The following is a 13,504-nucleotide window of genomic DNA, read 5'->3' on the forward strand; positions in this document are numbered from 1 at the left end:
TAAAAAATGGAATGCGCTTACATTTTAATTACCACTTGAGGAGGAAGGAAATGAAAATTTTAAAAAGCAAGCCGTTCAAAGTACTGAATGCATCCGTGCTCGCCTTCACACTTGCCGCAGGGTTGTCCGTTACGTCCGCTGCAGCGGAAACAGGTTATTGGCCGACTGCCAATCCTACCACACCAAGTAATCCGGGGGTAAGCCAAAATTATTACCCGAGTCCGGTTCCAGCCGGAGTTACTGCGAAAGAGTTTTTCGGCACGCCGGCATTCAGCTCCCCAGACAGACTTCAATTTACAACGCAAGAAGAGATGATGGCGTTTATACAAAATATTGCCCAAACGAATCCGAACGCGCATCTTGAAATTTACGGTAAGTCCGCTCAGGGAAGAGATCTTCCACTGCTGTTATTCACCAAGGATACGCCTGAACAGGTGAGAAAGGAAAAGAAAAAACCTCTGATTTGGATCCAAAACCAAATCCATGGGAATGAGGCTTCCGCAACCGAAGCAGGCTTGCTTATTGCGAAGTGGATCACGGAAGGAAAATTCGGTGACATTCTCGACAAAATTAATATTGTTATCGTGCCACGTGTTAACCCCGACGGATCATTCTTATTCCAACGCGGGGTGACGCTACCTACAAATGGAACTGACGCCAACCGTGATTTTATTAAACTGGAGACACCTGAAATTCAGGCGCTGAATCAAGCTAGCAGCAAATACATGCCGGATGTCTACCTGGATACGCATGAATACAACACCGCAGTCTCGTCCCGCAGCTCTTCGTTCCGCGGTCCGGACAGTCCGATCAGCAGTACCGATTTCGCATGGTCTTATAACGATCTTGAAATTACATCAGGCAAGAATTTGAATATTAACAGCAACATTCGCGACATGTCGCATAACGATGTTCTCCCTAAAGTTCGCGAGATCTTGAACAGTAAAGGCGTCAGAAGCACGGACTATTTCACAACGGCTTCCTCCGGAACCGCTACTAAGAAAGCCGTATTGACCGAAGGCAGCACGGATTCCCGTATCGGCCGTAACGCGAATGGCATGAAACAAGCATTGTCGTATCTCATTGAATCTAGAGGAATCACAATCGGCAGGTACGATTACGAGCGTCGGGTGTTTGCAACAGCGTCTGCTGCTGCGGCATTTATCGATGTAACCGCTAACAATGCTGATCGAATCAAGCAGGCGACAACACAAGCCCGCGAAGACCTGATTAATAAAGGTAAAACGTATGATCCGAATAACAAAGTTGTCATTGACAGTATGAATCCGCAGGAAGAGCGTTTATTTAAAGTGATCCGCGATTCAAAATTAGACGTCGTCGAAGTTCCGATCATTTGGGAAAGTGCGACAAAAGCGGTTCCAACATTGGAAAGAGCACGTCCGACAGCTTACATTATGCCGGATACTGAAGAGACTGCTGTTGCTGTGAAGAAGCTTGAGACGATCGGTCTGAAAGTTGAAAAGCTGACCAAAGAAGTTCAAACTTCAGTCGAATCTTTTACCGTAACGTCTGTAAAAAATATTTCCGGTACAGATCCGCTTGAGAAAGAAATAAAAACGAATGTAAGTGAAGCGACGAAAACGATCTCTGCCGGCAGCTATGTTATCAACATGGATCAAGTGCTTTCATCATTTGCTGTAATGGGACTTGAGCCTGAGTCTCCTGAAAGTTATGCAACATACGGCTTTATCGCTTCTACAGTAGGAAAAGAGCTTCCGATCTATCGCTACATCAAAAACGATCGCTTGCCGACTGCATTGCCTCCTTCAGTAAAAATTAACGTCAATGATCCTGTTCTGATTGGAGCAGATATTTCTGTCGGCTTAAGCCTCAGCAATCTGCCTGCTAACGTAAATGCAGAGCAAATTAAAGCTCAATTCGATTCGAATTTGTTTGAGTTTGTTTCCGCAAGCGCTGCAAATGACAAATCGACCATCATTGCAGAACCAGTTGTTAATGGCGGTACTGTTCATTTGCTCGTAGCGAATCTAAAAGGTTCGATCAGTGGCGATCAAGACATCGTGAACCTGGTGTTCAGAGCAAAAGCTGCAGGAGTCGGCAATCTCCAAATGAGTGCAGAAGTCGGTATCGGTACGGATGGAACCGAAGTTAGTGCCGGTTCGGCATCGCAAACGGTGAATATCGTCACAGTCATTTACGGCGATGGCGACCTGAACCAAAACGGAAGATACGATATCGGCGACCTTGCGATGGTTGCTTTCTACTATGGCGCTAAAGCAGGCGACGCTAGTTGGGATGATGCGAAGAAGGTCGACGTCAACAAAGACGGCAAAATCGATATCGATGATCTTGCTTTTGTTGCTTCTAAGATCCTTCAAAACTAACATTGAAATGATGAAGAGAGGCAGCCGATTGGCTGGCTCTCTTGCTTTTTCTTCGTGAGCAGGAGGTGGAAGAAGTCTCCAAGAAGATTTCATTATTACGATCAAGGATTTATGTAGACAAGATATAAATGAGTGTACACATAAAACACACATAAAACAATTGATGAGTAAAAAAACAATGAGCGATTTTTCAATTGAGCATTACATGTTCACAAAACCCGTATTTTATACATATGTGTATACGGCACTACCGCGTGTTGTGAACATATCATTTCTATTTGTCTGTCATTGTCGGATGACAAGAATCTGTTCCGATAAATGACAAGAATTTGTTCCGATTCCCCGCCTCTGGATTTTTTGTTCCAATACAAAAGCCCTCACGGATTCGCAAAGGGCTAATTCATATCCTGAAAATATCTAAATTCTTAATGTATCTTTCAGTTAGACTTGAATGTGATGATTTATTTACAGCCAATGCCATTGGATGATGTGATATTTCTGTTCGTTGTTATCCAATCTATACCATTTCCAGTTGTTCCATTTAGTTTTAAAGCATTTTCTACTGTAAAAGTAAAATACTCCATTGGAATCTCCATTTTTTTAGACAGTCCATGTTCATTTCGTAAATCTTTAAATAAATTAAACAAATCATTAGCGTAACATTTCAATCGTTTACCTTTATCGAAAGCATCAGGGAAAAAATATCGAGTATAACTATACCCACTGTTTTCAGGATACTCTGTTACTTCGTCGTAACACATTAAACAATGCTCGATTTCTTCCAATGACCGAATTCCATAAAATTCGTGTTCGTTTGTCATGAATCTTCCAATTATTTGGGCTTTTTTTTGCTCCAAGAAAAATGTTCTTCTTGCCAGTAGCTCGGGCTGCCCTACTGAAATAACTGTCATGCTGATTTTTTCATAATCTAGATCATTATAAATATCCATAAGCCAGTTATAATGATATTCTGTTAATCGCTGCGCCTCATCAATTACCAGCATTATTCGGCGCATTTGAGACCTTTCCCCCTGCTCTAGCATGAGGTTAACAATTTGTCTTCTCATAAGGGATGGATTTCGTTTAGATGGAAATGCGAACTTAAAATCAGCTAGCAAATCCCCAAAGAACTTTTCCTCTGTAGGTACACGATAACTTTTGCATTGTGTTCTCAGTATGGGGAAAAACGTTCCCAATTGAGCCTAGTGTGTGTTAGAGTAATAATAGGTTCAGCGATAATACTCCTATCAGGAAAATACATCTTTCTAAAGGTTTCTTGTTTTATTAGCAATTCATAAAGAGGGGCATAAACCTCGTTTAACCTTTTAACATAAACATCTCTATTTTTCTCATAGCGATATTTACTTACACCAATGCAAGCCGTTATAAGAGCCGCTACAACTCCAAGTGAAGTAAGCCCTTTAAAGATAACATCCCAAATTTGATAACTATTCATTTAATTGCAGCTCCTTTGTATCAATCCAAGAGCAATTATAACTTACTATTAAAAAATACTACTTATCCCAAAAGAAACAAGCTGGTAAGGATTATTTCAAATAATTAACTAACTTCTCCAAATCGTGTTCAGTCACATCCTCTATCCCCATTAAACGATAACAATCCATCCCTAAAGCTGACAGTGCCAGTTTATTTGGTATTACCTCATCCCAACCAATTGCTTTTTCTAATTGCATGTTGTTAAGCTCGTCAACTGTAATACCTCTTTCCTTCTTAACTTCTTTTTGAAGTATCCCCATTCGAGTAAGATCATAAATTTCTTGCAGAATAGAGACTTCTTCGGAAGCATAGTATTCCTTCTCAGTATTTCTAAGGTTATACAATTTAGGCTTGTTATTAAAAAAGAGTGCAACCAAGCAGATTTGACGATAAGTCATGTTGTCCGCAAGTTTTAAAACGTGATTAACCTCTCCCAAACTCCTTTTATAAAATGATGCATTTACAAAAATATTTCCTATATATAATGATTTCAGTTCTTCATGTTCATTTTTACATTTGGTTAGTACACCTTCAAAGATCTCTTCAGCTTTAGAACGGTAGTTTTCATTATTAGCAAAGAAGAAATCATCATCTCTTAAAGCCTCACCTGCATCACACTTTTCTTTTATTTTTGATATACAATATTTTGCGACTTCACCAACCCTAAATTCTTCACGCTTAGATAATTGTCGAGTTGCATAATCTGAAACAACAGCCTTAACAGGACCTACAAATACTCCAGCAGCTGGCATTAAAGATAAAATACCTGCACTTGTTTCAAGAATAACATCCAATACTAATTTTTCTCTACTCATAAAACACCTCCAGATTGCCATATATTTCTATTATAAATTAAAAAGAAACCTACTCCAATAGGAATAGGCTGCTCATTTTTGCTTCTTCAATTTTATCTTTAGCCCGTTCCAAGAACCTCTGCACACTGCTCCTTCCAAGATGCAGCTCCCGGACTATATCATTTTCACTCATTCCGTCACCATGGTACATCATGAAGCACTGCCGCTCGCGATCTGAGAGGGTGCTCATAGCATCCTCGATGCGGAAGCGGTCTTCCTTCGAAAACTCCCCGCTAAATTGCGTCCGGTCCGTATACCAGCCGTTTGGTGAAGCGTAGGAGTCAAGCCAAGCCGGATCCCAATTCTTTTCTTTGTATCCTCGTTCTACTCCTTTGTAGCTCCCTTGGCGGCGTCCAGTTTCTAACCATTCCTCTACATACTCACATTCGCTAATCATGCCACTTCATAACCCCATTCTCCTTTGTCCAATTATTACAGACAAATCCATGGGAATTATTAGCGTAATCTCCCTCTATGGAGAAACGCTTTGCTCTTAAATACTCTCGTTTTCTCAGTTTATGACCTTCAATATTGTTTAGCAGATAACATTTCAATGGTATGAAGTTGTAGAGGAAGAAATTTATGGATATGCTGAGGGACAAAAGACTCTCTACCTAAACCACCTGCTGTAAAAAACGGATGGTATGGTAATATATGATTGCACCTTTGGATCTCCACATGAGCTCATGGTGGCCACCCCTCCCAAATCTCGCAGAGTCTACACTCCCACATTCCTTCATTCAACCTGTCCATGAGGTGAAGGTCAGATATGCTGCGATGGCAGGATCCCTTTGTCCGTATGTTAACGTTGTTCCTACTCTTCCGTGCTTCTTGTTAACTTGCTCTGCCTAGGTCATCATCACAAAAAGGCGATCATTAAGCTGCTTGTGGTATCTCGGTGAATCGAGGGATATCACGGATCATCTTTTCTTCACTAAACTCAAGGCTCTTCTGCAATATACCGAAAAGGATGCGTATGAGTTTGTTACATAACGCGATGAGAGACTGCATCTTTTTCATCACAGGGCGTTTGGTGTAGTGCTCGTGCAGAGCTCGAAAGGCAGAATTCTTTGCGACTAGCGGCATCATCACTCTAAGGAGCAAAGCTCGAAGCCGTTTCCTGCCCCGCTTTGTTATCCTGGTTTGTCCTGTATGAGTTCCAGAATCATTTGTTTTCAAGTTCAGTCCAGCGAGCTTTGTGATCTGCTTTGGATGATTTCCTACCTCCGCTAGAAAGCCAGCGATGGTATCCCGGCTAATCCCTTTTATGGCCAACACTTGCTTTACATGAGGGATCTGCACTAGTAGTTCATCCAGCTTTACTTCCAATTCCTCAAGTTTGTTCTGAAGCCACTCGTACTGTGTCAGCAGTACCTTTAGCACTATTTTAGCCAGCTCGGAGCCTTGCCTGATGACGACAGAACGGCCGGCTGCTGCCTTCAGATTCTTTATACGACCTAGACCAAGCCCGCGCTTTGCTGCTTCTCTTAAATGCTGCAGCAACGTCTCGTCTGGCACAGAAACAAGCTCATGTGGCAGAAGATGAAGGCTTAGCATTTGGATAGCAGAATTGCACTCCCAGTCCTTAAATACCGTCTGAAACTCTGGGAAATACCGATCTAACCAGTTATGGACACGTGCTTGCACAACACAAAGGTCAGTTGTTAGGTGCTCGCGAATTTTCATGGCTTCCCCTCAGTTCGGCATAAACGCCTTGAGGAAGGCTCGGTACAGCGAATCTCCAGTCTTTGACTAACTGTGCAATCACTTTTGCGTCCTTAATGTCATTCTTCGTTGGCGGAAGTCTTGTGCCCTCGCCACATGTCTAAATTTTGCGATGTCGACTCCGAAAAAATAAAAAAGCCGCCATTCTGGCGGATACTAATCGGACTATATTCTTGTCACTCGACACTTGTTGTATCGTAATTTGAATGCCCTGCGAAGCTCCTTTAATCTGTAGCCCATTTCCCTGACTGTTCGCAATCACGACACGGTCTACAGAAATGGCTATGTTGGCTGCCTTAGCTTCAGAGTTGACCTTAAATTTGCAAGCGAGTAAATCTCCTTCCACAAGCACGCCTTGGCTTTTGACCACACTTGCAGCCACAATCCGGACTTGCCCAGGTGCTGTTTCCTTTTTATCGATAATTTGCAAGCCGTCTTTAAGTGATGGATACCGATTCAAATTGCAAATTTGTAATATCATAGTGAAGTGTTACATCCTGGGCATATAGCTGTTGGTATACGCTTTGCGTAACGCCAGTTAATCCAACTTCGGGATTACTGTGAAGCTGCTCTCTTTTTTAGGAACTTAATTACAATTAGCAAAGGAGAAGATTATTTCGGTATTAAGGCGTCTAACCAAAATAGGCCCTTGAATAAGATACGATTTATTAGAAATTGAATACATTGTTATTGTCAACTCATTAGCCTTTGCCACTTTACCGTTCTAGTTTGGTAAATGGCATTTTTTATGATCTTCAATTCAATATAGACTCTTAACTGATTCACTCACATTTATCCTTGAATATATTAAAAGTGCCCCCTCGTTTTACCCTTTACCACTTTTACCGTTCCAATCCGGTAAAGTGGTTTTTAATGTTCCTCAGTATTCAGTCGGTGTTCATCATTCTGCTTCTTCTGCATTTGCCACACACTCAATGCAAATTTGAATCGCACCTGTTTGCACTTCATTTTCGTCCAGTGTAGGGAATGAAAAAGTTCTATTTGTTTCCGACCCGCACCACTCGCATTTCATGGGCGATTCCCTTCCAAGTCCTTCAATATCAAATCCGTCCGCTACTCACAAAGACCATATACACTAACCGGCTCCTCGATGTCTATCAAAAGGAAAACAATACAACATCACGTTCCCCCACCCTTTGGGTTTAATAACGACTGTAGCCATACTTGGAATATCACCAAGTGCAGTTCCGGCTGGAAGAATATGTCCAACTATGACCAGATAAGCTATTGCATAAAAGAAAGAATGATTTTCATGGAACCTATTGTTCAAGAATCAAAACCTCTAACATTACCAGATGCAAGATGGAGGCAAAATGAGTTTCAAACAGTCTCCAAGAAGTTTAGAAAACCCTTCCTTTCTCAACAATGGGAAGCTTCTTGAAATTCCTAGCCTTTGCCGGTCCCGGTTATCTGGTTGCCGTGGGTTATATGAATCCTGGAAATAGGCTTTCGCCAAATTTCCGCATAAGTCCACATATGCCCGTTCCGAAAGAAAATGCCTTCATACCATATTAGGTAACTCAAAAAAGGAGGCTTCATTTCAGATGAGATTTACATTACTATGTAAAGTCTGCGGCAAGAATGTGCCCTTCGGTTTAAAAACAAAGATTTGTTCTTGTGGAGGAAATCTGAACATTGAATATGATATGGAAATCGTTAAACAGACGTTTACAAAAGAGAGTTTAACCCATAGGGATTCAACGATGTGGAGGTATGCAGAGCTTCTCCCATTAGAAAATAAAGCAAATATTGTTTCTCTTGGTGAGGGATGGACACCTCTTATTCCCCTTCGTAAAGCTGAGGCAATGTTATCAATAAATAAAATATGGGTCAAACGAGAGGAACAAAACCCTACAAACAGTTTTAAATCACGTGGATTTTCTGCGGCCATATCACTTGCAAAAGAATACGGGGTAAACCAGGTCGCAGTAAACTCTAATGGAAATGCGGCTTCTGCATTAGCCGCTTATGCAAGTTACGCAGGTATGAAATCCTATGTTTTTCTACCAAAAGATTGTCCTTCCCTATTAGTTAAGGAATGTCTTGAATATGGCGCTCACACATTCTTAGTCGACGGTTTCATTCATGATGCGGGTGCGATTGTGAAGGAAGGAGAAACGCTTCAGGGGTGGCATAATATCGGAACGCTTAAAGAACATGGAAGAGTCGAAGGAAAAAAAACAATGGGTTTTGAAATCGCGGAACAGTTAAACTGGAAGTTACCTGACGTGATAATTTATCCAACAGGAGGTGGTTCGGGTATCGTTGGTATGTGGAGTGCATTTTTGGAATTACAACAATTAGGGTTTGTTACGGGAGATCTCCCACGAATGGTGAGTGTGCAGGAAAAGGGTTGTCATCCACTTGTTCATGCTTTGGAGTCAACTGGTCGTTTTATACCTCAAACGGCCAATATTACCTCTACTCCTACTGGCATGCGTGTCCCCAACCCACCCGATGGACAATTACTCGTATCAATTCTGTATCAATCTGGAGGAACCGCAATAGCAGTTGATAAAGAGGAAATTACTCAAGCTCAAGTATCTTTAGGTCATCAAGGAATATCATCTTCACCTGAAGGAGCCGCCACTTTTGCTGGGTTACTTAAATTAGTTGAACAAGGATGGATAAGTCCCAAAGACGAGGTTGTTCTTTTTAATACTTCCTGTTCAATGAAATATATGAGCATTACTCATACAGACTTGCCCATAATTAAAACTTTTGAAGATTGGGCTAAACTTTCGACTAATCAATAATATTTAAAATTACATTGTGGTAATAGGTAGACACACATTCTTAAACTTAAAAGGTAAACACTGGAATGTTACTTTAGAGACTTCCACTTTAAATGATGCGAAAGGGGTCCAACTGATATGACTGCTTACAGCTATGGAAAATGGCCCAAATACAAAGTTCTTGTTAAGTCTCGAAGATTAATTCCTCACCTTCCAAAGACCCTAATTATGGGACATAAAAATTTTAGTAAACTATTGGATAAATTTAAAAAAATAATTATTAAACCGTCTGGTGGTTCGGGTGGCAAAGGGGTTATACAGGTAACGTCTTTAGGAAAGGGTATTTATATGGTCCATGACGGGAGATTCATGAAAAGAATTGTCGGCAGAGAAGCTGCTTATTCTTTTGTACACGCCAGGACTAAGAGCACTACACATATTGTTCAAAAGAAGATTCCGCTTGCACAAGTTAATGGAAGACCTTTCGATCTCCGTGTCGTACTTCAAAAGTCAACTAACTCAAGTTGGCACATAACTGGAAAATTAGCTAAGATCGCAGGTCCAGGTTACATTATCACCAATACAGCAAGAAGTAAGGGAAAAGTAGTCCCTCTTTCATCCGCAATTCATGCCTCAACAATATCAGACCCTTCTCTTCACCAAATAAATAAAAAAATTGATCATATATCTAATAGAGCTGTACAATGTTTGAATAACCACTACCCCAAGTTGCGTATCGTTGGATTAGATATTGGCTTAGATTCCAATGGTAAGGTTTGGATTATTGAGGCAAATTTTGCTCCATCTAAATCCTTATTCCTTCGATTAAAGGATAAAACAATGTACAAAAGAATCCTTTCCTATGCCCGTATGAAACTAAAATAAAAGTTTGATGTCTTGTATATACCTAGCATTGCAAGTGATAAGGCACTTACAACTACAGTATCCTGAATTACCAAAATAATCTCAGTTTGCTCACATTTTGGGGCCTTAAACATTTAGTCAGACGTCACCTAGTTCGGTGAGCCATAGAAATATTGCGTGTAGTGCTTTAGAATGAACAAGACTAGACACCCGCACATATGATGAATTAATTAAATACATCACTGTTAGGAGTGTTTATTCGTGTATCATTTGGGATATGGGTATCCATACTACCGCATCGCATTTACACCTGTGTGGATGATTAGCCAAGATCAAGCGCTGAATTTAATTAAAGAATCCGTCCAGGATGAGCGAAACGATGAATTGTTCTACGATGAGCTGATCAAACTCGCACCTTCAGCCGAACAAGCTGCCATTATTTCTTCCATTCGCAATGATGAACGCGGCCACAATGCCATGTTTCGCAATATGTACAAAGATTTGACTGGCCAAGAGATCCACGGCATCAGTAACGAGCAGTATCCTCGTATGAACAATTTTAAAAAAGGAATTGAAAAAGCACTGCAAGGGGAATGGGATGCTGTAGAGAGGTACCGAAAAATCTGGTTTGGTCTGCCCACTGGTATTTATCGGGATACTATATTAGGGATTATTTTAGATGAACAGAAACACGCCAGTAAATATAATTATTTGTTTGCATTAAATCGTTAACTTCAAGGACTTGATAAGCCAATGGGCATTTGATTTATTAAGCAAGCGCATTGGCTTTAGATTAGTTTATAAGAAAGCATGTATTAAAAACAGAACAGCAAAGGCTAGTCCTGATCGCAAATGCCATTTGCGATCCAATCTCTGGTAGCGGAATAATCCCGATACGGGAACTGGAAGAAGAACCAGCAAGGCAAGCAAGCCGCTAATGTTATTAAAATCGAATTTAAAGCCATGCATAAAGACAGCAACTGAATGAAGTATGATAAAGGCAATAGCAATTATCGCCATTGGGGTATGCCATCTGCGAGCGAAGCGCAACAATAATGCAAGCCCCTTTTTCAAATAGACTACACTATCCCCAATACGCTGTCTTATCACAAAGACAAGCACGTAATAGGCAAGAACAAAAAATAAGGCGATTCTAGCATATGAACCAAAATCTTTAAACGTATGTTCAAACTGTTTGCTATGTATTGCTGCTGATGAAAGCTGTAATAACCCCTTAAGCTGCCAAAACCCGAGTAGGACAGCTATAACGACCGCTACGCTTATTCCTAATCGCTCCTTTTTAGGTATCCAAACCTTTTTTTTTCTGCCATCTTCCTTTTGCTGTGTATTCACTTTATTTTGCCTCCGTTTAGATACGAATAATTTTCTAGACCTCTGTGTTTTATTTTTTTGTATTTTCCTAGCCTCTTATACATAGAAAGTTCCATTCGCTGTTGTACAGCGACCCATTTCGTATATATGATTATTATAGGAGACTAAAAAAACATGGCGTGCAGCAGTGATTCAATGTTTTTTTGTAATGTTACAAGAAATTCAGTTACAATAGACAAATTAAAGTGTACGCGAACTGTTCATTTATGGGCCGTAACATACCATTCAGCAATTGAAAGTCTTAAACCTGTTCCATCATCAAAAATGAAGATCTTCTTCTATGATCAATTCAATTTATAGAATTATTTTAACAGAAAATGAACAATCTATAAGGGTATAACATTTAGGGTAGTAATCAAGCTCGCAAACATATTCTCATTTCTAGAACAAAAAATGGTACGTCGATAAATTATCATACGCACTGAGTTATTTTATTTTAAACTCCGAACTATTGGTGATTTCGGTTTACTTACTTTACCGCGAACGAAGCCGCGAATCACAGAAACCCCTAATACTGCAGCGATTGTAACAAGATACATGGTATGTACCACCGGATTGTTGGTGTCCGTTCCCAAGTAATAACCGTGTATGAAGGCCATAAAAAAAGATGGATAGGCCATGAGGTGAAGAACGAACCAGACGGGCTTTTTCAGCATATTGCGAAGGTCTGTAGTGAAGATTACGAGCAGCATGAAGTATCCTGCTAGTGTTCCAAATCCATTCAAAACCGGATGCTGCTTAGATGTAAAGGGAATCAATACTTCACTCCAGGTATAAGGCATATATGCATCGATCACTGTAATGATACCGTGCAATAAACCAATTCCCGTTCCTGCTAATGTAAAAATGTTATGCAGCTTGTACATGTGCTTTTTCCAAGCAATAGGCAAGACTGGCATGCTATAGAATATCCCGAGACAAATCCCAATCGCGAGAAATAAATAAGATACGATACCTATTGAACGAATTAACTGCCACATCGGCAAATTGATGATGGTTTGTAACATCTTAGCTCCTCCTACCCATTTCGTCATACGATATAATGAAATTCATCGATTTCGATCGACATCCATACAGATCCGATAGATGCTTGTTCTCCGTAGAAATGACTTTTATGGTCTTCCGTGAATACCAATGCTTCATAGCCTGGAGCACGTGCCAAAAACAACTTAGTTCCATTCTCTCTGCCTAGGATGCAAATGGTCTTGGACCAAATTTCGCATTCAATTGGATCTTCACCGATGATCGTGCATTGCACGGTGTCACTCTTACTCGGCCGCATTGTGCATGGATCAATGAGATGATGCTGAACCCCTTGTTGATTCACCCACCGTCTGCCTAATGTACTGGATGTGGCAACGGCCTTCTCGTTACAAGAGATAACGGCAAACTCTTTTTCTGAATTCCAAGGATCTTCGACGCCGACAGACCACTTCCGCATCATCTCTTCATCAGAACTCCATGTAAGAAGATCTCCTCCTGCGTTTAAAAGCCCTCGTTCTACGAAGTGTTTGTTACGAAGAAAAGTTGCTATACGTTTGACTGCCCAGCTTTTGACAATGCCACCCAGGTCTAAATGTATGCCTGACGGTAGTCTGACTGATTTCATCCTGACATCGAGAGCAATTGGAAAATTTGCAATCTCGTATCTTTCTCTGATGGAGTTCGAATCTGGCATGTTTCTCTTTATTGCTTCAAACGATTCGCTGTAGCCTGCCTCTTTTAACGCCTGCTGGACAAACGGATTGAATGTGTGATCCGTCTTATTACTATACAGCTCAGCGAGCTGCAGCACCTCTAACATGGGATCTGATACAACGCAAGTTTGACCGCTTAGTCGATTTAAATAACATAACTCGCTATCCGCCAGAAATCGGCTGAAACGATGCTCAACTGTCTCAAACCAGTTTTTTGTAAGAAAAATTAATTCTTCAGCTTCGCTTTGCGCAGCTTGAAATTTAAACTCGATCCACGTATTCATAGCGCGGAACCGAACCTCGAATTGATTAGGCGGATTATTTATAGCACTTTTCGTGAATGCCACCATCAT

The 13,504-nt window shown here is 40.8% G+C and carries 12 protein-coding genes and 1 pseudogene; 4 read left to right on the forward strand and 9 right to left on the reverse strand.

From position 1 onward, the window contains the following. Positions 1 to 50 precede the first annotated feature (50 nt). A complete protein-coding gene (locus tag GC097_RS20405) occupies positions 51 to 2,366 on the forward strand; it encodes a M14 family zinc carboxypeptidase (protein WP_171685144.1) in 2,316 nt (771 codons plus the stop codon). Between the two features lie 461 nt (positions 2,367 to 2,827). Here the strand turns inward: GC097_RS20405 and GC097_RS20410 are convergent, their stop codons facing one another. From GC097_RS20410 to GC097_RS20435, 6 genes and pseudogenes are all read right to left on the reverse strand, one after another. After that, complete coding sequence (locus tag GC097_RS20410) at positions 2,828 to 3,562, reverse strand: ATP-binding protein (RefSeq protein ID WP_171685145.1); 735 nt, start codon at positions 3,560 to 3,562, stop codon at positions 2,828 to 2,830. After that, positions 3,538 to 3,822 (reverse strand): hypothetical protein, encoded by a 285-nt coding sequence (locus tag GC097_RS20415; RefSeq protein ID WP_171685146.1) that lies wholly within the window; start codon positions 3,820 to 3,822, stop codon positions 3,538 to 3,540. The genes GC097_RS20410 and GC097_RS20415 overlap by 25 nt, the downstream gene beginning before the upstream one ends. 91 nt (positions 3,823 to 3,913) lie before the next feature. Next, positions 3,914 to 4,678 (reverse strand): hypothetical protein, encoded by a 765-nt coding sequence (locus tag GC097_RS20420; RefSeq protein WP_171685147.1) that lies wholly within the window; start codon positions 4,676 to 4,678, stop codon positions 3,914 to 3,916. 49 nt (positions 4,679 to 4,727) lie between these two features. Beyond that, positions 4,728 to 5,114, reverse strand: a complete 387-nt coding sequence (locus GC097_RS20425; RefSeq protein ID WP_171685148.1) for a sigma factor-like helix-turn-helix DNA-binding protein — start codon at positions 5,112 to 5,114, stop codon at positions 4,728 to 4,730. A 479-nt stretch (positions 5,115 to 5,593) separates the two neighbouring features. Further along, positions 5,594 to 6,515: pseudogene (locus GC097_RS20430) on the reverse strand (transposase); the annotation flags it as partial. A 27-nt stretch (positions 6,516 to 6,542) separates the two neighbouring features. Continuing rightward, positions 6,543 to 6,923, reverse strand: coding sequence for a cohesin domain-containing protein (locus tag GC097_RS20435; RefSeq protein WP_171685149.1), 381 nt, complete (start codon positions 6,921 to 6,923; stop codon positions 6,543 to 6,545). Positions 6,924 to 8,007: 1,084 nt separating this feature from the next. Here GC097_RS20435 and GC097_RS20440 point away from each other — a divergent pair. The 3 genes from GC097_RS20440 (at position 8,008) to GC097_RS20450 (ending at position 10,794) form a co-directional block, all read left to right on the forward strand. Continuing rightward, on the forward strand, positions 8,008 to 9,219 hold the full coding sequence (locus tag GC097_RS20440; RefSeq protein ID WP_171685150.1) for a threonine synthase: 1,212 nt from the start codon (positions 8,008 to 8,010) through the stop codon (positions 9,217 to 9,219). A 117-nt stretch (positions 9,220 to 9,336) separates the two neighbouring features. Continuing rightward, positions 9,337 to 10,083, forward strand: coding sequence for a YheC/YheD family protein (locus GC097_RS20445; RefSeq protein WP_171685151.1), 747 nt, complete (start codon positions 9,337 to 9,339; stop codon positions 10,081 to 10,083). A gap of 240 nt (positions 10,084 to 10,323) precedes the next feature. Continuing rightward, entirely contained in the window at positions 10,324 to 10,794 is a 471-nt protein-coding gene (locus GC097_RS20450) for a ferritin-like domain-containing protein (RefSeq protein WP_312875707.1), read from the forward strand. 66 nt (positions 10,795 to 10,860) lie between these two features. Here GC097_RS20450 and GC097_RS20455 read toward each other — a convergent pair whose 3' ends face one another. The 3 genes from GC097_RS20455 to GC097_RS20465 all read right to left on the reverse strand — a co-directional run bounded on the left by GC097_RS20455 (position 10,861) and on the right by GC097_RS20465 (position 13,501). Next, on the reverse strand, positions 10,861 to 11,415 hold the full coding sequence (locus GC097_RS20455) for a hypothetical protein (RefSeq protein WP_171685152.1): 555 nt from the start codon (positions 11,413 to 11,415) through the stop codon (positions 10,861 to 10,863). A gap of 470 nt (positions 11,416 to 11,885) precedes the next feature. After that, on the reverse strand, positions 11,886 to 12,461 hold the full coding sequence (locus GC097_RS20460) for a ferric reductase (protein ID WP_171685153.1): 576 nt from the start codon (positions 12,459 to 12,461) through the stop codon (positions 11,886 to 11,888). A gap of 23 nt (positions 12,462 to 12,484) precedes the next feature. Continuing rightward, a complete protein-coding gene (locus GC097_RS20465; protein ID WP_171685154.1) occupies positions 12,485 to 13,501 on the reverse strand; it encodes an FAD:protein FMN transferase in 1,017 nt (338 codons plus the stop codon). Positions 13,502 to 13,504 lie beyond the last annotated feature (3 nt).

This window comes from Paenibacillus planticolens (assembly GCF_013141725.1).
Lineage (GTDB): Bacteria > Bacillota > Bacilli > Paenibacillales > NBRC-103111 > Paenibacillus_E > Paenibacillus_E planticolens.

What these genes read in the sequence shown, in the direction of transcription:
- GC097_RS20405 (WP_171685144.1), top strand. Translation starts at nt 51, where the DNA reads ATGAAAATTTTAAAAAGCAAGCCGTTCAAAGTACTGAATGCATCCGTG.
- GC097_RS20415 (WP_171685146.1), bottom strand. Translation starts at nt 3,822, where the DNA reads ATGAATAGTTATCAAATTTGGGATGTTATCTTTAAAGGGCTTACTTCA.
- GC097_RS20420 (WP_171685147.1), bottom strand. Translation starts at nt 4,678, where the DNA reads ATGAGTAGAGAAAAATTAGTATTGGATGTTATTCTTGAAACAAGTGCA.
- GC097_RS20425 (WP_171685148.1), bottom strand. Translation starts at nt 5,114, where the DNA reads ATGATTAGCGAATGTGAGTATGTAGAGGAATGGTTAGAAACTGGACGC.
- GC097_RS20435 (WP_171685149.1), bottom strand. Translation starts at nt 6,923, where the DNA reads ATGATATTACAAATTTGCAATTTGAATCGGTATCCATCACTTAAAGAC.
- GC097_RS20440 (WP_171685150.1), top strand. Translation starts at nt 8,008, where the DNA reads ATGAGATTTACATTACTATGTAAAGTCTGCGGCAAGAATGTGCCCTTC.
- GC097_RS20445 (WP_171685151.1), top strand. Translation starts at nt 9,337, where the DNA reads ATGACTGCTTACAGCTATGGAAAATGGCCCAAATACAAAGTTCTTGTT.
- GC097_RS20460 (WP_171685153.1), bottom strand. Translation starts at nt 12,461, where the DNA reads ATGTTACAAACCATCATCAATTTGCCGATGTGGCAGTTAATTCGTTCA.
- GC097_RS20465 (WP_171685154.1), bottom strand. Translation starts at nt 13,501, where the DNA reads ATGGTGGCATTCACGAAAAGTGCTATAAATAATCCGCCTAATCAATTC.